The organism is Caulobacter sp. HJHS_5 (assembly GCF_056683955.1).
In genome coordinates, this window is record NZ_JBWZNC010000005.1 from 65,701 (window position 1) to 84,042 (window position 18,342).

19 protein-coding genes and 1 other RNA gene are annotated in these 18,342 nt (G+C 70.8%); 8 read left to right on the forward strand and 12 right to left on the reverse strand.

Going from position 1 to position 18,342, the window contains the following annotated elements; genetic code table 11:
• Window positions 1-14 precede the first annotated feature (14 nt).
• Window positions 15-503, reverse strand: a complete 489-nt coding sequence (locus ACFLIT_RS10780) for a hypothetical protein (RefSeq protein WP_479911236.1) — start codon at window positions 501-503, stop codon at window positions 15-17.
• 122 nt (window positions 504-625) lie between these two features.
• Between ACFLIT_RS10780 and ACFLIT_RS10785 the strand changes: the two genes are divergently transcribed.
• A complete protein-coding gene (locus ACFLIT_RS10785) occupies window positions 626-1,420 on the forward strand; it encodes a hypothetical protein (RefSeq protein ID WP_479911237.1) in 795 nt (264 codons plus the stop codon).
• On the opposite strand, the gene ACFLIT_RS10790 is transcribed toward ACFLIT_RS10785, so the two are convergent.
• Window positions 1,413-2,537 carry an Mrp/NBP35 family ATP-binding protein gene (locus ACFLIT_RS10790; protein ID WP_479911238.1) on the reverse strand — a complete coding sequence of 375 codons (1,125 nt, stop codon included), beginning with the start codon at window positions 2,535-2,537 and terminating at the stop codon, window positions 1,413-1,415. The two genes, ACFLIT_RS10785 and ACFLIT_RS10790, sit on opposite strands and share 8 nt — an antisense overlap.
• Window positions 2,538-2,636: 99 nt before the next feature.
• Here ACFLIT_RS10790 and hflK point away from each other — a divergent pair, with 99 nt between their 5' ends.
• From hflK to ACFLIT_RS10805, 3 genes are read left to right on the forward strand one after another with little or no spacing between them, the layout of a single operon-like run.
• Entirely contained in the window at window positions 2,637-3,836 is a 1,200-nt protein-coding gene (hflK, locus tag ACFLIT_RS10795) for an FtsH protease activity modulator HflK (protein ID WP_479911239.1), read from the forward strand.
• On the forward strand, window positions 3,833-4,690 hold the full coding sequence (gene hflC, locus ACFLIT_RS10800) for a protease modulator HflC (RefSeq protein WP_479911240.1): 858 nt from the start codon (window positions 3,833-3,835) through the stop codon (window positions 4,688-4,690). Before hflK ends, hflC begins: the two co-directional genes overlap by 4 nt.
• A gap of 4 nt (window positions 4,691-4,694) precedes the next feature.
• Entirely contained in the window at window positions 4,695-5,249 is a 555-nt protein-coding gene (locus tag ACFLIT_RS10805) for a nucleoside 2-deoxyribosyltransferase (RefSeq protein ID WP_479911241.1), read from the forward strand.
• A 111-nt stretch (window positions 5,250-5,360) separates the two neighbouring features.
• On the opposite strand, the gene ACFLIT_RS10810 is transcribed toward ACFLIT_RS10805, so the two are convergent.
• The gene (locus ACFLIT_RS10810) at window positions 5,361-6,113 is read right to left on the reverse strand and encodes a tRNA1(Val) (adenine(37)-N6)-methyltransferase (protein ID WP_479911242.1); all 753 of its coding nucleotides are present in this window, start codon (window positions 6,111-6,113) and stop codon (window positions 5,361-5,363) included.
• Window positions 6,114-6,194: 81 nt separating this feature from the next.
• Between ACFLIT_RS10810 and ACFLIT_RS10815 the strand changes: the two genes are divergently transcribed.
• Window positions 6,195-7,205 (forward strand): polyprenyl synthetase family protein, encoded by a 1,011-nt coding sequence (locus ACFLIT_RS10815; RefSeq protein ID WP_479911243.1) that lies wholly within the window; start codon window positions 6,195-6,197, stop codon window positions 7,203-7,205.
• 8 nt (window positions 7,206-7,213) lie between these two features.
• Window positions 7,214-7,612, forward strand: coding sequence for a YccF domain-containing protein (locus ACFLIT_RS10820; RefSeq protein ID WP_479911517.1), 399 nt, complete (start codon window positions 7,214-7,216; stop codon window positions 7,610-7,612).
• Here ACFLIT_RS10820 and ACFLIT_RS10825 read toward each other — a convergent pair.
• From ACFLIT_RS10825 to msrB, 4 genes are all read right to left on the reverse strand, one after another.
• A complete protein-coding gene (locus ACFLIT_RS10825; protein WP_479911244.1) occupies window positions 7,609-8,373 on the reverse strand; it encodes a class I SAM-dependent methyltransferase in 765 nt (254 codons plus the stop codon). The two genes, ACFLIT_RS10820 and ACFLIT_RS10825, sit on opposite strands and share 4 nt — an antisense overlap.
• 71 nt (window positions 8,374-8,444) lie before the next feature.
• Entirely contained in the window at window positions 8,445-9,836 is a 1,392-nt protein-coding gene (gene fumC, locus ACFLIT_RS10830; protein ID WP_479911245.1) for a class II fumarate hydratase, read from the reverse strand.
• A gap of 67 nt (window positions 9,837-9,903) precedes the next feature.
• Window positions 9,904-11,757, reverse strand: coding sequence for a cytochrome c biogenesis protein DipZ (locus ACFLIT_RS10835; RefSeq protein WP_479911246.1), 1,854 nt, complete (start codon window positions 11,755-11,757; stop codon window positions 9,904-9,906).
• Between the two features lie 7 nt (window positions 11,758-11,764).
• On the reverse strand, window positions 11,765-12,241 hold the full coding sequence (msrB, locus tag ACFLIT_RS10840) for a peptide-methionine (R)-S-oxide reductase MsrB (RefSeq protein ID WP_479911247.1): 477 nt from the start codon (window positions 12,239-12,241) through the stop codon (window positions 11,765-11,767).
• Window positions 12,242-12,389: 148 nt separating this feature from the next.
• On the opposite strand from msrB, the gene ACFLIT_RS10845 reads away from it, so the two are divergent.
• Window positions 12,390-12,749: a RusA family crossover junction endodeoxyribonuclease gene (locus tag ACFLIT_RS10845; RefSeq protein WP_479911248.1), complete on the forward strand. Its 360-nt coding sequence runs from the start codon at window positions 12,390-12,392 to the stop codon at window positions 12,747-12,749.
• 28 nt (window positions 12,750-12,777) lie between these two features.
• Here ACFLIT_RS10845 and ACFLIT_RS10850 read toward each other — a convergent pair whose 3' ends face one another.
• The 4 genes from ACFLIT_RS10850 to ssrA form a co-directional block, all read right to left on the reverse strand.
• Window positions 12,778-14,874: a serine hydrolase domain-containing protein gene (locus tag ACFLIT_RS10850; protein ID WP_479911249.1), complete on the reverse strand. Its 2,097-nt coding sequence runs from the start codon at window positions 14,872-14,874 to the stop codon at window positions 12,778-12,780.
• A complete protein-coding gene (locus ACFLIT_RS10855) occupies window positions 14,871-15,647 on the reverse strand; it encodes a C13 family peptidase (protein WP_479911250.1) in 777 nt (258 codons plus the stop codon). Before ACFLIT_RS10855 ends, ACFLIT_RS10850 begins: the two co-directional genes overlap by 4 nt.
• Window positions 15,648-15,651: 4 nt before the next feature.
• Window positions 15,652-16,134 (reverse strand): SspB family protein, encoded by a 483-nt coding sequence (locus ACFLIT_RS10860; RefSeq protein WP_479911251.1) that lies wholly within the window; start codon window positions 16,132-16,134, stop codon window positions 15,652-15,654.
• Between the two features lie 82 nt (window positions 16,135-16,216).
• Window positions 16,217-16,581: a transfer-messenger RNA gene (gene ssrA / locus ACFLIT_RS10865) on the reverse strand.
• Window positions 16,582-16,624: 43 nt separating this feature from the next.
• On the opposite strand from ssrA, the gene ACFLIT_RS10870 reads away from it, so the two are divergent.
• On the forward strand, window positions 16,625-17,389 hold the full coding sequence (locus ACFLIT_RS10870) for an aquaporin (RefSeq protein ID WP_479911518.1): 765 nt from the start codon (window positions 16,625-16,627) through the stop codon (window positions 17,387-17,389).
• Here the strand turns inward: ACFLIT_RS10870 and ACFLIT_RS10875 are convergent.
• Window positions 17,386-18,333 (reverse strand): hypothetical protein, encoded by a 948-nt coding sequence (locus tag ACFLIT_RS10875; protein WP_479911252.1) that lies wholly within the window; start codon window positions 18,331-18,333, stop codon window positions 17,386-17,388. The genes ACFLIT_RS10870 and ACFLIT_RS10875 overlap by 4 nt on opposite strands.
• Window positions 18,334-18,342 lie beyond the last annotated feature (9 nt).

Below are 18,342 nucleotides of genomic sequence, written 5' to 3' on the forward strand. Positions count from 1 at the left end.
GCCCAGGAGAGCAGTCACCACCGCCGCCCGCCCACCGTCCCCCACCAGCCGCCAACTACACACCCCACCTCGCCCCGTCGCACCGCCACCGTCACCCGATGCCCCGCCAACGGCCCGAAGGCGTAGGCGCCCCTCGCCGTCCGCACCCGCAGCACCCCGGCGTTGTTGAACTGGCAGACCTGATAGGTGGCGGCGGTCAGCAGGCCCCGCTCGGGGATGTCGGCGCAGTAGCCCGCCCCCGTGTGGTAGGCGAAGTCCGCGCCCATGTAGGCGAACGATTGCTTGAGGTCGTAGGCCGCCCCGACCGGATCGCCCGCCGCCAGCTCGCGGCACCTCGGCCCCGTCACCGTCCAGTCGCGACGCAGCTGTTCCACCGACATCCAGGTGGCGAGGCCGACGCTCAGCGGCACGATCGACAGCAGCAGGCAGCTCAAGCCGACCGCCGGCAGAAGCCCGGCCAGCCTGGACGCCAGGACCATTCGAAGAAGGCGGCGCGTCGGCATTCCAAGCTCGATTGACGCTACAAACGTAAATCAATGTACGTTTGTAATTTTCAATACGCAACAGGCCTCACGGCTGCGGTCACCTTGACAGTTCGCCCATTTTGTTCTCTATTTGTTCTGACATGGAAACGCAAGCCGCCGCCGCGAAAAGTCCCGATACGCTCTCCGAGCGCGTCGAGACGGTCGCGCGCGAGCTGTTCGACATCCAGGTGGCCGATCTCAAGCGCATCGCCGACATCGGCATGCAGATCATCGAGGGCCTCGGCCGCATGGCCCACGAGGCCGAGGCCGCGCCGGACGTTCCGCGTCGCAACAGCGCCGCGCCCGGCGCCGACGCCGTCGTCCTGTCCTTCGCCCGCGCCTCACGCGCCGTCCGCCTCACCTTCGCCCTGCAGAACGACCTCGTGGATCGCATGCGCCGCGCGGGTGGCGCCGCCGCCCTCTCGGCCCGCGTGGCCGAGGCCTTCGCGCCCCCCGCCCCGTCCTCGCCCCCCTCTCCCGAGCGCGTCCGCAAGGACGAGATCGCCAAGGCGCTCACCGACATCCTCCGCGAGGACGCCGCCGGCGAGACCGAACGCGGCGACCGCCTGATCCGCGAAGCCAGCGAATGCCTGAAGGACCGCGAGTCCTTCGCCGACATCCTCGCCCGTCCGATGAGCGAGATCGTCGCCCACGTCTGCGCCGAACTCGGCGTCGAGCCCGATTGGGGGCGGCTGTCGAACGAGGCCTGGGCGCGGGAAGAGGTGGCGAGCGGGAAGGTCGGGGCGCCGCTTACATTCCCCTCTCCCTTGAAGGGGGAGGGGCTAGGGGTGGGGGTGACTCCCGCACATCCGGCAAACCCACCGGAGGCTGACCCGCCTCCACCCCCAATCCCGACCTTTCCCCCTTCGAGGGGGAAAGGAGCGCACCTTACCTGATCACCTTCCACAACGTCTCCGCCGCCCCGGCCAGCGCCTTCGCGGACGGCGCTTCCGGCTGGCTCACCACCAGCGGCCGCCCCGCGTCCCCGCCCTCGCGCATGGCGATCTCCAGCGGAACCTCAGCCAGCAGCGGCACGCCCAGGGCCTCGGCCTCGCGCGCCGCCCCGCCGGTCCCGAAGATCGGCAGTCTCGCCCCCGTCGTCGGGTCGGCGAACCAGGCCATGTTCTCGATCACGCCCAGGATCGGCGTCGCTGTCTTGCCGAACATCGCCGCCGCGCGGCGGGCGTCGATCAGGGCCACCTCCTGCGGGGTCGAGACCACCACCGCCCCGTCCAGCTTCAGCTTCTGCACCAGGGTCAGCTGCACGTCGCCGGTGCCGGGCGGCAGGTCGACCACCAGAATGTCCAGCGGCTCGGTCTCGCTGGCCCAGGCCACGTCGCCGATCATCTGGCGCACGGCGCTGCTGGCCATCGGCCCGCGCCAGATCATCGCCCGCCCCTCGTCGACGATGAAACCCATCGACATGATCTTCACGCCGTGAGCGCTCAGCGGCTGCAGCTTGCCGTCCTCGAAGGCCGGCTCGCCGTCCGTCCCCATCATCCGCGGGGCCGAGGGGCCATAGACGTCGGCGTCCAGCAGGCCCACGCGCAGCCCCATGCGAGCGAAGGCGCAGGCCAGGTTCACCGAGACGGTCGACTTACCCACCCCGCCCTTGCCGCTGGCCACCGCGATCACCCGGCGCACGTGCGGCGGGCGCACGGCCTCCGGCGGCGGGCCGTGGATGGCGGCCTGCGGGTCGTCGGCCACCTTGGCCCCCTTGCGCACCCGGGTCGCGCCCGGCGCGGGAGTCGAGGCGGTCAGCACCACCTGGGCGGCGTCTATGCCCGGCAGGGCGGCCAGCACGCGCTCGGCCGCCTCGCGCACCGGGGCGTAAGCCGCGGCCTCCCCGGCCGGAACCTCCAGCACGAAGCCCGCGCGGCCGCCGCGCACCACCAGGCCCTGCACCAATCCGGCGTCCGCCAGGCCCTTGCCGCTGGCCGGATCGACCACCGTGTTCAGGGCCTTTCGGGCCGCCTCGGCGTCGGTGACGAAGTCTGTCTCGGGGGTGGGCATTGCGCTGTTCAACTTGCGTCGCCGGACGGGGCGTCTCATATCCGCGTGACGGCGCCGTTTTACAAGCGCTCAGCAGACCTTGGGAAACGACGACGCGGCATGCCTTGGAACGACAACGCCAATCCCGGCCCCTGGGGCTCTCCCCCGAAGGGCGATCCGGGCAAGGACGATAACGGCGGCTCGCGCCGCCCCGGTTCCGGCGGCGGACGCGGCCCTGGCGGCCCTCGCCGGCCCGGCGGCGGAATGGGCGGCCCCGGCGGTCCCAACATCGACTTCGATAGTTTCATGCGCGACGCGCAGGATCGCGTCCGCAACTTCTTCGGCGGTCCCGGCGGGGTGAAGCCCGGCGCCGTGGCCGCCGTCGCCGGCGCGGCCGTGGCCCTCTGGGCGCTTTCCGGCCTCTATATCGTCCAGCCGGATCAGGAAGGCGTGGTCACCACCTTCGGCGCCTACTCCCGCTCGGCCACGCCCGGCCTGCGCTACCACCTGCCCGCCCCGTTCGAGTCGGTGGAGAAGGTCTCGGTCACCAGCCTCAACCGGGTCGACATCGGCGGCGTCAGCGACGCCTCGGCGCCGGAAGAGAGCCTGATGCTCACCGGCGACGAGAACATCGTCGACCTGCAGTTCTCGGTGCAGTGGCGCGTCAAGAGCGCCGCCGACTACGTCTTCAACCTCGCCGACCGCGACGCGGTGGTGAAGTCGGTGGCCGAGAGCGCCATGCGTGAGGTGGTCGGCAAGACCCCCCTGGCCCCCATCCTCAGCAACGGCCGCGGCCAGGTGCAGACCCAGGCCCGCATCCTGATGCAGGGCATCCTCGACAGCTACCGCGCCGGGGTCGAGGTGGTGGACGTGCAGATCCGCAACTCCGATCCGCCCGGCCCGGTCGTCGCCGCCTACCGCGACCTGCAGAAGGCCAAGCAGGACGCCGAGTCCTCGATCAACGAAGCCCAGGCCGAGTCCTCCCGCCAGCGTCAGTCCGCCATCGGCTACAGCGAGCAGGTGGTCCGCGAGGCCGAGGGTGAAAGCGCCCGCTTCAACTCGGTCTATGAGCAGTACCGCCTGGCCCCGGGCGTCACCCGCGACCGCCTCTACATCGAGACCATGCAGCGCGTGCTGGAGAAGTCGAACAAGGTCGTCATCGACGGCAAGGGCGCCAGCGCCCCGATCATCCTGCCGCCCGACGTCTTCCGTCCGCGCGCCGGCGCCGCCGCCCGCGCCGGGGCCGCGACCACCTCCGGCTCCGTCACCGTCGACGGCCAGCCGCGCCTTTCGACCGGCAGCACGGGAGTGAGCCGATGAACCGCCGCCTCCTCATCTGGGGCGTCGTCGCCTTCGCGGCCATCGTCGTTCTGGCCAACAGCCTGTTCATCGTCGACCAGACCCACCAGGCCATCATCCTGCGCCTCGGCGAGCCGGTGCGGGTGGTCAACGCCGCCCCCAACGGCGCACCGGGCCTGAAGCTCAAGACGCCGTTCCTGGAAAACGTCGTCCAGTTCGACAAGCGCAACCTGATCCTCGAGGCCGCCCAGGAAGAGATCATCGCCGCCGACAACAACCGGCTCGTGGTCGACGCCTATGTCCGCTACCGGATCAGCGATCCGCTGCAGTACTACCGGACCCTCCGCAACCAGACCAACGCAGAGGCCCGCCTGCAGCCGCTGGCCAACTCGTCGCTGCGCCAGATCCTCGGCGGCGCCGCCAGCCAGAACATCGTCTCCAGCCAGCGCGCCGCCCTGATGACCCGCATCCGCAACGATGTGGCCCAGCGCGCGACCGACAGCCGTCTCGGCATCCAGATCATCGACGTGCGGATCAAGCGCGCCGACCTGCCGACCGAGAACCAGGAGAACGTCTTCCGCCGCATGCAGACGGCCCAGCAGCAGCAGGCGACCGAGACCCGCGCGGTCGGCGAGCGCCGCAAGCGCGAGATCGTCGCCCAGGCCACCGAGGAGTCGGAAAAGATCCGCGGCGAGGGCGACGCCCGCCGCGCCCAGATCTTCGCCGGCAGCTTCGGCCGCGACCCCTCCTTCGCCCGCTTCTACCGCTCGATGCAGGCCTATGAGGCCTCGCTGGGCCAGGGCGACACCACCATGGTGCTCTCGCCCGACAGCGAGTTCTTCAAGTACTTCGGCCGCGGCCCGGCGGCGCCGTAGGGGTATGAAGCGCGTCCGGCAGATCCACCTCGCCGGTCCGGACGACTGGTACCCGGACGCCGCCGCCCACCGCCTGCGGCGGCGCGAGATGGTCGAGGCCGCCGGTTTCGTGCTCCTGGAGCCCGAGCCGCTGACCGAGACCGAGGCCTCGGAGATCATGGCGCGGGAGATGTACGCCGACCGCCTGGCCCGCCTGCGCAAGGCCGACGCGGCGATCGTCAACCTGACGCCCTGGCGCGGCGTCGGCGCCGACCCGGGCGCGGCCTTCGAGGCGGGCGTGCTGGCGGGCCTCGGCAAGCCGGTCTTCGCCTACATGGTGATCGAAGCCGAGGAGCACGCCGAATACGCCGGCCGCGTCGAAGCCTGGATGGGCCTCGACGCCACGCCCGACGGCCTGCGCGACCCCGACGGCTGCCTGGTCGAGGACCTCGGCCTGCCCGAGACCGTCATGCTTTGGGCCGAGGCCCGCCGCCTGTTCCTGGTCGTCGCCGACCCGCTCACCGACCTCACCGGCCTCCAGCTCTGCCTGGAAGCCCTGCAGCAGTACGGGGAGGACTGAGGCGTCCGAAGTCGACGTAGGCGGCGGCTACCTTGGTTTTTCCCCTCTCCCTTGAAGGGGGAGGGGTCAGGGGTGGGGGTGACAGCTGAATCTCAGGAACAAACCCGGCCGCTACACCCAGCCCAGCACCGCCTCGCCTCGCAGGATCGCCTCGACCTCCACGGTATGCTTGGCGACCCCATCACGCTCGTGGAGCACCAGCGGCGGCAACAACACCAAGGGAGCCTTCCCCGTCTTGATCGCCCTGACGATCACCCGCTTGGCCGGCGCGTCGGCGAACGGCGCGACCGGCCTGATCCGGAACGATCCGGCCTTCGGCGCGAGCAACGCCAGCAGGTCCGCCAGCCGGTCGGCCCGGTGGATCACGGTGATCGCCCCGCCTTCCCGCACCGCCTTGGTGAGAAAGCTCGTCCAGGCCGCCAGTCCGTCGTCGGCCATCCAGGCCCCGGCCTTCTCCGCCGCCGGCGCCCGCAGGCTGGCAGGGTCGTCGAAGAACGGCGGGTTGCTCATCGCCGCGTCGAACGGCTCCAGCCCCAGCGCCCGGAACCCCGCCGCCGCATCGCCCGCCACGGCCTCGACCCGATCCTTCATCCCGTTGAGCGCGATGTTCTCCCGGGCCAGGGCCAGGGCCGCCGGATCGCGCTCGACGCCGACGAACGCGGCGTCCGGCCGCCGGTGCGCGGCCGCCAGCAGCGCCCCGCCGACGCCGCAGCCGATCTCGATCACCCGCCGGCCCGTGTCGCAGGCGGCGGCCAGCAGGGCGGCGTCCATCCCCGCGCGGTATCCGCGCTCGGCCTGGCGCAGCCGCACGGCCCCGCCGAGGACGGAATTCTCGCTTGCCCCAGGGCTCTTGTGCTCGTCCAACTTGCGCCCGATCTAACCGTCACCTATCCCCTCGGGGAACGTCCGTCGCATCGACGCGGCGCAAGTACAAGGAGCGGCCAGTTGGAGGCAGCGACGGCGCCCCGCCTGCGCGACCCCGGATCGGTGGACGGCCTGCTGCGGCTGGCCGCCGTCGACATGGCTGGCGTGGACGCTCTGATCCTCGATCGGATGCAGAGCGACGTGCCGTTGATCCCGGCCCTGGCGGAGCATCTGATCACCGCCGGCGGCAAGCGTCTGCGTCCGCTGATCACCGTGGCCGCCGCGCGCCTGGCCGGCTCGGACAACGCCCACTGCCTGCGCCTGGCCGCGGCCGTGGAGTTCATCCACACCGCGACGCTCCTGCACGACGACGTGGTCGATAGCTCCCAGTTGCGTCGCGGCAAGGTCGCCGCCCACCTGATCTGGGGCGCGCCGCAGAGCGTGCTGGTCGGCGACTTCCTGTTCGCCCGCGCCTTCGAGCTGATGGTCGAGACCGGCTCGCTGCAGGCGCTGCAGATTCTGGCCCGCGCCAGCCGCGTGATCGCCGAGGGCGAGGTGCTGCAGCTGACCCGCAGCCACGACCTCAACCTGCCGCAGTCGGTCTATCTGGAGATCATCGGCGCCAAGACCGCCGAGCTGTTCGCCGCCGCCGCCGAGAGCGGCGCGGTGTCGGCCGGGACCGACGCTGCCAAGGCCGCCGCCCTGCGCTCGTTCGGGATGAACCTCGGCCTCGCCTTCCAGCTGGCCGACGACGTGCTCGACTACGGCGGCACGGCCGAGGCCTTGGGCAAGAACGCCGGCGACGACTTCCGCGAGGGCAAGGCCACCCTGCCCCTGCTGCTGGCCATCGCCCGCGGCGGCCGCGGCGAGGCCGCCTTCTGGGAGCGCACGGTCGGGCGCCGCGAACAGGACGAGGCCGACTTCAAGCGCGTGCGCGAACTGATGATCGCCACCGGCGCCCTGGAGGCCAGCCTGGACCTCGCCGGCGACTACGCCGACGCCGCCAAGGCCGATCTCGCCGTCTTCCCGGCCGGCGAGTGGCGGGATTCCCTGGAGGCCCTCGCCGACTTCGCCGTCAGCCGCCGGGCCTGACGATGCCGCTGATCCGTCTGGTGCTGAACATTCTGTGGTTCATCGCCGGCGGCTGGGCGGCCGGACTGCTGTGGCTGCTCGGCGGCGTGCTGCTGGCCATCACCATCATCGGCCTGCCCTACACCGGCGCCTGCTTCCGCATCGCCGGCTTCGTCTTCTGGCCCTACGGCAAGGACATCGTGGACCGTAGCGTGCTCGGCCAAGGCGACCTCGGCACGGGTCCGGTCGGCTGCGTGCTGAACGTGCTGTGGTTCGTGCTGGGCGGCTGGTACATCGCCCTCGCCCACCTGCTGCTCGCCGTCGCCGAGTTCATCAGCATCATCGGCATCCCCTTCGCCCTGAAGGACCTGCAGCTGGCCGGCATCGCCCTGGCCCCGATCGGCAAGGCGGTCGTGCCGGTCCGCTAGGCCGGCTTGCGGTAGACCACGAAGGTCGTGCCCTTCACGCGGATCAGCGGCAGCCGCGTCGACAGCTCGTTGAGGGCCCTGAAGACGCCGGGCGTCTTCCGGCCGACGTAGTCGTGCCAGACCAGCCAGCCGCCGGGCGCCAGCATGGCCATGGCCTTGGCGGTGTCGCTGCGGACGTAGCTCTCGGTATGGGCGCCGTCGACGAAGATCAGGTCGAAGGCGGCGGCGTAGGGCGTCTCGTCGAAGCGCTTGCTGTCGCCGAACAGCTGCTCGATACGCGGCTCGACATCCGTCCCCGAGTAGAGGAACTCGGCGAAAGCGGATTCGCGGTGGGCCGCGACTTGCAAGGCCTTGTCGTCGCCCTTGGCGTGCTGGTCGGAGCCGATGTCGTCCGGGTGCAGGGTGATGGTGGTGATCCGCGCGTCCGGCGCGCTGCGGGCCATCAGATAGGTGGTCTTGCCGGTGGCGGTGCCGAACTCGAAGACCCGGCGAGAGGTCTTGGCGAGGTTGCAGAGAATCCAGCTTTCGAGGTCCGAAATGCCGCCCTCGACATGCACCGCCGCGATGTGGGCGACCTCGGTCTGCCGCGAGGGACCGAACCGCGTCAGGGCGAACAGCGGATCGACGTCCTGGATCGACTTCAACGGAATGGGCGAGCCCGGCACCCGGCTCTTGGTCGCCATCACCTTCTCATCGGCCGCCCGCCACAGGCCGAAGAAAACGACCGCCAGCACGGAGGCGAGGATGGCGAGACCGGTCAATCGCGTGCTCCTGAAGAGGTGTCGCCAGGCGGCTGCCCGCCTGGCTTCGACGACCCTAGCGCCATTTGGCCTCAGCCCGGCGAGATCATCTTCTCCGGGCGGACGAACTCGTCGAACTCTTCGTTGGTCAGGTAGCCGCCGCCGACGGCTTCTTCGCGCAGGGTGGTGCCGTTCTTGTGGGCGGTCTTGGCGATCTTGGCGCAGGCGTCGTAGCCGAGACGGCCGTTGAGGGCCGTGACCAGCATCAGCGAGTTCTCGACGCCCTTCCTGATGTTGTCGACGCGCGGCTCGATGCCGACCACGCAGTTGTCGGTGAAGCTGATCGCGGCGTCGGCGACGAGGCGGACCGACTGCAGGAAGTTGTAGGCCATCACCGGGTTGAACACGTTCAGCTCGAAGTGGCCCTGGCTGCCGGCGAAGGTCAGGGTCGAATGGTTGCCGAACACCTGGGCGCAGACCTGGGTCATGGCCTCGCACTGGGTCGGGTTGACCTTGCCCGGCATGATCGACGAGCCCGGCTCATTTTCGGGCAACGCCAGTTCGCCGAGGCCGGCGCGCGGGCCGGAGCCGAGGAAGCGGATGTCGTTGGCGATCTTGAACAGCGAGGCGGCCACCGTGTTGATGGCGCCGTGGCTGAAGACCATGGCGTCGTGCGCCGCCAGGGCCTCGAACTTGTTGGGGGCGGTGGTGAACGGCAGGCCGGTGACGCCGGCGATCTTCTCGGCCACCAGCTCGGCGAAGCCGACCGGGGCGTTGAGGCCGGTGCCGACGGCGGTGCCGCCCTGGGCCAGTTGCATCAGCTTCGGCAGGGTCTGCTCGATGCGCTCGATGCCGTTGGTCAGCTGCTGGGTGTAGCCGCCGAACTCCTGGCCCAGCGTCAGCGGAGTGGCGTCCTGGGTGTGGGTGCGGCCGATCTTGATGATGTCCTTCCAGGCCTCGGCCTTGGCGCCGAGGGCGTCGCGCAGCTTCACCAGGGCCGGCAGCAGGCGGTGGACGACCTCTTCCGCGCAAGCCACGTGCATGGCCGTGGGGTAGGTGTCGTTCGACGACTGGCTCATGTTGACGTGGTCGTTGGGGTGGACGGGCTTCTTGGAGCCCATCTCGCCGCCCAGCATCTCGATGGCGCGGTTCGAGATCACCTCGTTGGCGTTCATGTTGGACTGGGTGCCCGAGCCGGTCTGCCAGACCACCAGCGGGAAGTGGTCGTCGAGCTTGCCCTCGATCACCTCGTTGGCGGCGGCGACGATCGCCTCGGCCAGCTTCGGATCCAGCTTGCCGAGCGCGAGGTTGGCCTCGGCGGCCGAGCGCTTGACGATACCCAGGGCCCGCACCACCGGCAGCGGCTGCTTCTCCCAACCGATCTTGAAGTTGCCGAGGCTCCGCTGCGCCTGGGCGCCCCAGTAGCGGTCGGCGGCGACCTCGATGGGGCCGAAGGTGTCGGTCTCGGTGCGGGTGGCGGACATAGGCGCTCCAGATAGAAATCTGGCGCGGTTTAGCCCTGCACGGCCGCGTTTTCCACCCGGCGTGCGCCTATCCGAAGGTGAAAGTGAAGACCTGGGCGTCCGCCCCGAGGAACTCGATCTCGAACAGGCGTTCCGCCGCACCGCCGCGCTGCCGGACCAGTTGGTAGAGCCGCTGTTCGCCGACCGTTCCCTCGCCCGCGGCGTTGACGTCGAGGCCGTGGTCGGCGCCCGGCGCGCGGCCGTCGACGCGGATGCGGAAGCGCACCGGACGACCGTCGGCCGAACCGAGCACCATGTGCAGGTCGCGGGCGCGGAAGCGGAAAACCACCCGCGCGCCGGCGCCGCCGCTGGTCGCCTGCTCGGAGCCGACGCGCCATGGGCCGGCGAAGGCCCAGCCGTTGAGCGGATAGGCCATGGGCGTGCGATAGGTCGCGGAGGCGTCGTTCTTCAGGCCGCCCGGCGACAGGAAGCGTTCGGCGCGGCCGTAGCCGAGATAGGTCTCCGGCGAGACCGCGGCGTCGGAGGCCGCGGCCTGGACGCCCTGCCCCGCGGCGCCGACGAGATCGCCGGTGACGGGCGCGCCGTTCCGCTCGGCCAGCAGGGCGCGGATCATCGCCTCGGAGCGCTCGTACTCGCCCTCGCCGACGTGCTGGTAGCGAAGGTTGCCTTCCGCGTCGAAGAAGTAGTGCGCCGGCCAGGAATTGTTGTTGAAGGCGCGCCAGACGCCATAGTCGTTGTCGAGCGCGACGGGGTAGTCGAGGCCGAGATCCTTCACCGCCTTGCGGACGTTGGCCTCGCGCTTCTCGAAGGCGAATTCGGGGGTGTGGACGCCGATCACCACCAGCCCCTGTGGGCCGTAGCGCTCGGCCCAGCGTTTCACATAAGGCAGGGCGCGCAGGCAGTTGATGCAGGAGTAGGTCCAGAAATCGACCAGGACGACCTTGCCCTTGAGGGTCTGGGGCGTGAGCGGCGGACTGTTCAGCCAGCCCGTGGCGCCGGCCAGCGAAGGCAGGGTCTCCATCGGCGCGCCCGCGCCGCCGCCCATCGACGGGCCGGCCATCATGGCGCCGCCGGTCATGGCCGAGCCCCCGGTCATCGCGGACCCGCCGGTCATGGCTCCGCCGCCGGTCATCGCGACGCCCATCGCGGGGCCGCTCATGGCGGGGCCGGTCATCGCGTTTTGAGGCGCGGCGTTCCTGTCGCCGCCGAGCGCCTTCACCAGCCCCTGCTCGATCGCCGTGGTGCCGGCGAGGGAGACGCGGGTCAGGAAGCCGGTGTCGAGGCCGAAGGCGATGGCGACCACGGCCAGCAACACCGCCACGCCGAGGCCCCGCCGCAGCCATTCGACCGCGCCGAGCGAACGCTTCATGGCCGCGAACACCCGGCCGCCGACCAGCAGCGCCAGGGCCAGGGAGGTGGCCGCGCCAAGGGCGTAGACGAGCAGCAGCGCCGCCGTCCCGACATTGGCGCCGTTGAGCGCCGCCCCGGTGAGAATCAGGCCGAGGATCGGACCCGCGCAGGGGGCCCAAAGGAGACCGGTGGCGAGGCCGAGCAGCACCGATGCGCCGACGCCGCCCCTGTGCTCGCCCTCCGCGTCCCGCGACAGGCGTGCGCCGAGCGCGACGAGCGGCCGGCTGAGACGATCGGCGAGCCCCGGCAGCAGCAGCGTCAGGGCGAAGCCCGCCAGCAGCACCATGGCGATGACGCGGCCCGCCGTATTGGCCTGCACCGCCCAGCCCCCCGCCACCGACGCCAGGGTGGCGACGCCGGCGAAGGCCAGCGCCAGACCCGCCAGCATCGGCAGGCCATTGCGCAGGAACGGCCGGTCCGCCCGCGCGAAGACGAACGGCAGCACGGGCAGGACGCAGGGGCTGACAATGGTCAGCACCCCGCCGAGGTAGGCGAGCAGCAGCAGGGTCATGGCCGCGTCAGGTCGCCCGGAAGGTCATGGCGACGCCGTTCATGCAATAGCGCAGGCCGGTGGGCTTGGGGCCGTCCGGAAACATGTGGCCGAGGTGGCCGCCGCAGGTCTTGCAGGAGACGGCGGTGCGGATCATGCCCATCGAGCGGTCGAGGCCGGTGCTGACCGCCTGGGGGCCGATCGGCTGATAGAAGCTGGGCCAGCCGGTGCCGCTCTCGAACTTGGTCTTGGAATCGAACAGGGCCGTGGCGCAGCCGGCGCAGGAGAATACCCCCTTGCGGTGTTCCTTGTTCAGCGGACTGGAGCCCGGCGGCTCGGTCGCCTCCTGACGCAGGACGGCGAACTGGGCGGGGGTCAGGCGCTTGCGCCATTCCGCGTCCGAATAGCTCACCTTGGTCGCCCCGCCGGCGGCGAAGGCCTGGCCGGCCGCGAGCCCCGCCAAGCCGGTGGCGGCTCCGGTGAGCAGCAGGCGACGTGTCAGCATGATCCGTTCTCCACAATCAGAGCCTTATGCGCCTCGACCGGCGCAAAACTATGGTCCGCCGTCGGGTGGCGCTCAAACACCTATTCGCTCGGGAGGGCGAACTGGTTACGGTCCGGGCGCGGATTTCCTGCGGTCCGTGGGAGATACGATGAACGACGACGGTTGGACGTCGCACGGAAAAGTTCGTGCGCGCGAGGCGAACGGGCTGCTGGAGGTAACGGTCGACGGACTGACCACCCAGGCCAAGTACTACAAGCCGCTGATCTATGAATTCTTCCGCAAGGCCTGGCGCGGCTCACGCCCGGCCTGGGGCGAGTTCTCGGTCGAGATCACCATGGAGTACGTCGGCGAGCCGCCGTGGCTGGACCTCGACAACCTGGCCAAGGCCCTGCTCGACTCCATCAAGGGCTACGCCTTCCACGACGACGCCCAGGTGGCGCGCCTGCTGGTCGAGCGTTTGCCGGGCGAACGCGAGCGGATCGCGATCCGCGTGCGGAAGCTGGGCTAGGTCGGCGCGTTCGCGAGACGGCTCGAACTCAGGCGTTCCAGGGCGCGAGCGCGCCGGTCATCAGCAGGACCGCCGAGAATCCGGCGAACAGCAGTGCCGTGAAGGTGAAGCGCAGCTTGCGGCCGACCGTCCAGCTGTCGACCCGCCGGCCGCCGCGCCAGGCCCAGGGCAAGAGCGCGAGAACCGGGACCGCCAGCAGGGAGGCGACGAAGGCGCAGGTCGAGGCCACCAGGAGCCAGATGCCGGGCCAGTCGTCGACCAGGCGCTGCAGGTCGTTGGCGCCCGTCGCCCAGATGGCGAAGGCGCCGAAGGCGATCAGCCAGAGCACCGACTGGGTGGTCTGCATGGCGCCGACCTGGGCCTGCACCTGGGCCTGGCGGAACTCGCGACGGTCGCGCAGCAACGGCGCGCCCAGGGCGGCGAGGGCGGCGGCCCCGACGGCGCCCGTCAGGAGGGTGAGCAGCGCCGGCTGGAACCAGAAGGGCGCCCGCTCGCCGGTGGCGGCGGCGCCGAGAATACGCACGGCGCGGCCGTTCTGCAGCGCGAAGCTGAGGGTCGCGGCGCTGTCCACGCTCTGGAACTCGGTCTCGCTGACCGGCGCCCAGCGGCGCACGCCCCCCTGGCCGCGCGTGGTGAGAAACCCGTCCGGCGTCGCCTTCACGACGAGGCCGGCGCGGAACAGGCCGCTGATGAAGCCCTCAAGACCGCCATAGGCCCGCACGGTGGACAGGAACCGCCCCTCGTAGACCGCCCGCCGCGCGTAGAGCGAGGGATCGCCCTGGGGCGGCGCGGCCGGGGCCGGGCCGTAGAAACGTTCGACCAGCGCCGCCGGAATTCGAGCGGCCGCGCCGGCGCCGGTATCGGTATTGGTCGCCACGAAGACGCCCAGCCCAAGCTCGGGGACCAGCACCATGTTGGCGTTGAACAGGGTGGCGCCGCCCTCATGGCCGAGGCCAAGACGTCCGCCGGGGAGCGGCTCGTCCATGAAGCCGTGCCGCCAGCCGGCCAATCCCGGCGCCGGCCGCCAGAGCGGCGTCGCCAGCATCTGCGCCGCGCGAGGCCCGTAGACCGTGACGCCGTCGACGGCGCCGCCGGCGAGGATCAGGCGCATGTAGCGGCCCATGTCGGCGGCCGTGGACGAGGCGGCGCCGGCGGGCGTGGCCTCCACGAACTCGAACGGCTGGGCGCGGAAGCCGCCGTCGACCCAGCGGTAGCCCTGCGACAGGCCGGCGGCGAGGCCGAGATCCATCGGCGCGGCGACGCCCGGCTTGCCGGGGTTGGGCTGGCGGAAGGTGGTGCGGCGCAGGCCGGCGGGGGCGAGGATGCGTTCGGCGGCGAGACGCTCGAACGGCAGGCCCGTCACCTCGGCCACGGCTTGACCGGCCAGGGCCGCGCCATAGGTCGAGTAGGCGGTGGCCTCGCCGGCCTCACGCACGCGGCGCGGCCGCTCCTGCCGCAGCCAGAGCGCCAGGGGACGCATGCGGGCGGGATCGCGCTGATAGAGCTGACCAAGGCCGCGATCCTCGAAGCCGCCCGTGTGGTCCATCAGGTCGCGCACGCGCAGCGGACGGTCGAAGCCCTGGTCGGGAATCTGCAGACGCTGCGGCAGGTAGAGGTTGATCGGGGCGTCCAGCCGCATGCGGCCGGCCTCGACCTCCTTGAGGATCGACAGCCAGGTGAAGGTGTTGGAGATCGAACCGAGGCGGAACAGGGTCCGTTCGCCATCGACCCGGCGCCCGCCGCCGACATCGGCGAAGCCATAGCCCTTGGCCAGGGTCACCCGGCCGTTCTGCACCACGGCCACGGCCATGCCGGCTATATGGTCGGCAGCCATGGCGTCGCGCGCCAGACCGTCGACGAAAGCCTCGACGGCGGGGTCGGTGGGGCCAAGCGGCGACGGAGGGGCGACGACCGGCGCGCCAGCGGCGACCGGCGCCGTCGGAGGCGCCGCGGCGGGCGTCGCCGCCGGAGGCGGCGGCGGAGCGCGGCGGGCCTGCGGGCGGAGCACCGTGTACGGGATGGGCCGGTTTGGCGTGGCCGGCGCGGGCTCCTGCGCGGCCAGGGGCGCGGCGAAGCCGAGGGTGGCCACAAGAGCGCAGAGAATGGCGGAAAGGCGGAACTTCATCCCGGCGGGAACCCATAAAGCGGCAGCATCGGCTTCAGGCCGCCGCCCACCCACAGCTGGGGTTCGGACGGCGGGGTCGCGCCGGTCTCCTCTTCCTTGCGGGCGACACAGACCTGCACGGCCGCCCCCAGATCCAGGAAATCGCGCGCCTGAGGGGCGGAGCTGAGAAAACAATCGTCGAAGTAAGGGTATCTATCGCTTTCGCCGCAGCCGAACGATGCGCGGTCCGCCCGCGCGGCGGTGAGGATCATGCGTTGGGCGCCGGCCAGGACCGGCACGAAAACCCCCGAGAAACAGGCCGAGATCACCACGATGGCGGGGCGATCGGGACAGGCGCTGTCGACCATGCGGCTCATCACCCCCGGCGGGACGATTTCGTCGCCCAGCACCACGCCGTTCGGAGCGCCGTGGGAGGTGAAATAGATGAGGCAGCCGTCCTTCGCCTTGTCGGCGACATCGGCCAGCCCCCGATAGACGCTGCGGATATCCGAGGCCCCCGGCTTGTCGGCGTAGAGCTTGGGCCGCGTCGAAAACGTGCGGAGGTTCTCCCGCGAAAAGCCCATGCGCTTGACGAGGCTGGCGGCGACGTCGCGGCGGGCGTTGTCGAAGGCTTGGGTGGTCCCGCCCGAGTGGGCGTGAAAATCGCCGGCCACGACGATGGCGGCCCAACTGGCGAACGGCCCGGCGGCGGCAGGCGCCGCCATCGCCGGGCTGGCGAAGGCGATCAGGGCGGCGAGCAGCGCCCCCGTTGCAGCAGCCCCCCAGCCCCGCACCCGGCTATTTCTTTCGGAACTGATCGAGCGAGACGATCTTGGCTTCCTCCCCGCCCTCGGCCGGCGCCTCGGCGGCGGTTTCGGGCTCCGGCTCCGGCGGAGCCTCCTCTCCCTCCGGCGGCGGGAATTGCAGCACGAACTGCACGCTCGGATCGTAGAACCGGGTCACGGCCGAATACGGAATCGACAGCCGCTTGGGCGCGCCCCCGAAGCGCAGGGTGACGGCGAAGAAGGTCTCGCCCGGGGCGAGGTCCTGGTACTGGTGCTGCAGGACGATGGTCATCTCGTCCGGATATTTGCCCAGCACCTCGGGGGGGCCGGAGACGCCCGGCGCGCGGGTGCGGAACGAGATGTAGAAGTGGTGATCGCCGGGCAGGCCGCGCGGCGAGGCGGCGACCTTGAGGGCGGTGCGAACGACGCCGCGCAGGGCGTCCTGCGCCATCGCTTCGTAGCCCATCTGGTCTTGCGGCGGAGGTGTGTTGGCCATGGCGCAAACTAGATCGCCGAGCCTCCGAACGGAAGCCGTCCGAGAGCCCCCGAGCGGGCAAATGTTCAGCGATGGAGGATGAAGTGGAGGGGTTCTGTTGCCAGGCCCCCTCCGAGCCCCGCCTGAGGATCTGAACCCCCAGGGCTTTAGGTCGAACTCACCTGCACCGCATTACGCGGCGACGGCGAACTCTTCAGCGAAGTTATCGTTCGCATTTAGAAAATGGCCCGATACGGCGGAACCATGCCGAGAGAAAGCAAACACCTTTACACGTCTGTCGATGCTGATCGGCCCCGTGCTTCCTCGCGATAACTCGAGGTAAGGTTGGTGGAGCCGCCGGGAATCGCACCCGGGTCCAGGCCGCTTATTACGTGCGCGTTTATCTCCATAGTCCGGGCGAACCCGGACCCCTTCAATATAGGGACCCCGGGCTAAGAGGGGAAGAACCCGACGCCGACGTCGGCGTCGGCAGCCCCGATTGTCAAAGATTGTGACATCGGCGATCGCCGGTGTTCCACGGTCACGTTTGCGGTCATGCTCCCCGCCGTTCCGGTTTCGAGAACTCAAACGGGAGGCAACCATGTCAAAGTACATCGCCGAGTTCATCGGCACATTGGCTCTGGTTCTGTTCGGCTGCGGGGCGGCGGTGTTGGGCGGCGACCATGTGGGTCAGCTGGGCATCGCCCTGGCTTTCGGTTTCGCCATCATCGCCATGGCCTACGGCATCGGCCCCTGTTCGGGCTGCCATGTGAACCCGGCGGTCAGCCTGGCCGCCTTCATCGCCCGGCGGATGTCGGCCAAGGACATGCTGCTGTACTGGGTCGCCCAGTTCGCCGGCGCCCTGGCCGGCGCGGCGATTCTAATGATGCTGGCCAAGAACGGCGCCGCGAGCGGCCTCGGCCGCAACGGCTGGGGCCCGGGCTATCTCGGCGAATACTCGATGCAGGCCGCACTGCTGTTCGAGATCGTGATGACCGCCCTGTTCGTCATCGTCATCCTCGGCGCGACCGGGGCGGGCTCGGCGCCGGGCTTCGCCGGGATCGGCATCGGCATCGCCCTGGCCGTGATCCACATCGTCGGCATCCAGGTGACCGGCGTCTCGGTCAATCCGGCCCGCAGCTTCGGCCCGGCGGTGCTGGTCGGCGGCGAGGCGCTGGGCCAGTTGTGGCTGTTCATCGTCGCCCCGGCGATCGGGGCCGCCATCGGCGGCCTGCTGTTCCGCCTCGACCTGCTGCGTGCGCCGACGGTCGATTAGGGCGCGGGGAGCGCGGGCGCCGGGACCGGAATTCCCGGCGCGAAGGCTTCGTTCGGCGCGTCCTCCGGGGCGTCGTCGCCTTCCGCTGGAGCCGGCTGCGGCTCGGGCGGCGGGGCGGGGGCGCCCCGCGAGGGCTTCAGCCGCCCTCCCCCCGCGATCAGGGCGGCGTAGGCGGCGCGCTCGGCGTCGAGGCCCGCTCCCTTGGGGAAGATGATGTCGAGGCGCGGGTCGCGGCCGAGGGCGGCGGCGAGCGCCGGGGAGACGGCGTTGGCGACCTGGCCCAGCTCCGGATCGTCACAGGCCCGGCGCAGCTGGCGCACCTTCTCGGGCGTGGCGAGGATGACCTCCCAGGAGACGCCGTCGACGCAGATGGCGCTGACCGTGCCGCCGCCGTAGTCGACCTCGACCGTGCGGGGCGTATCCCACATCGGATCATCCTTGAGGGTCAGCAGGGTGGAGGCGGCTGGATCCGGCAGCTCGGCGTCGACATCGACCCGGCGGGCGACGGCGGGCTCGCAGCACAGGAGGCCAGCGCGGGCGTTGACGAAGGCGCGGCCGTCGCCCCGCACGGTCAGGCGAATGACCACCTGGCGCAGGTCCTTGGTCGGGCGGCGCCAGACCTCGAGGATCATCTCGTTGCGGCGGAGAATGCGGCTCTGCAGCGGCTGCAGGCCCCAAAGGCGGTAGAGCGAGGCGTCGACCCCGGCGTCGATGCGGGGCGGCGTCTCCCCCCTGCGGAGGCGGCGGCCGTAGAGCGGATCGACCTGCACCAGCGGCTTGACCAGGGGCGTCGACCACCAGGCGGCGGCGTCGTAAGGCTGCGACGCGGGCGCCTCGGACGTCGCGGCGGCCGGGGGTGGCGCGGGCTCGGGGGGCGGGACCGTCGGCAGGAGCTCAGGCGGGGCCTGGAGCGCGAGCGCGGCGAACAGGAAGGCCAGGCTCACGGCGCGGCT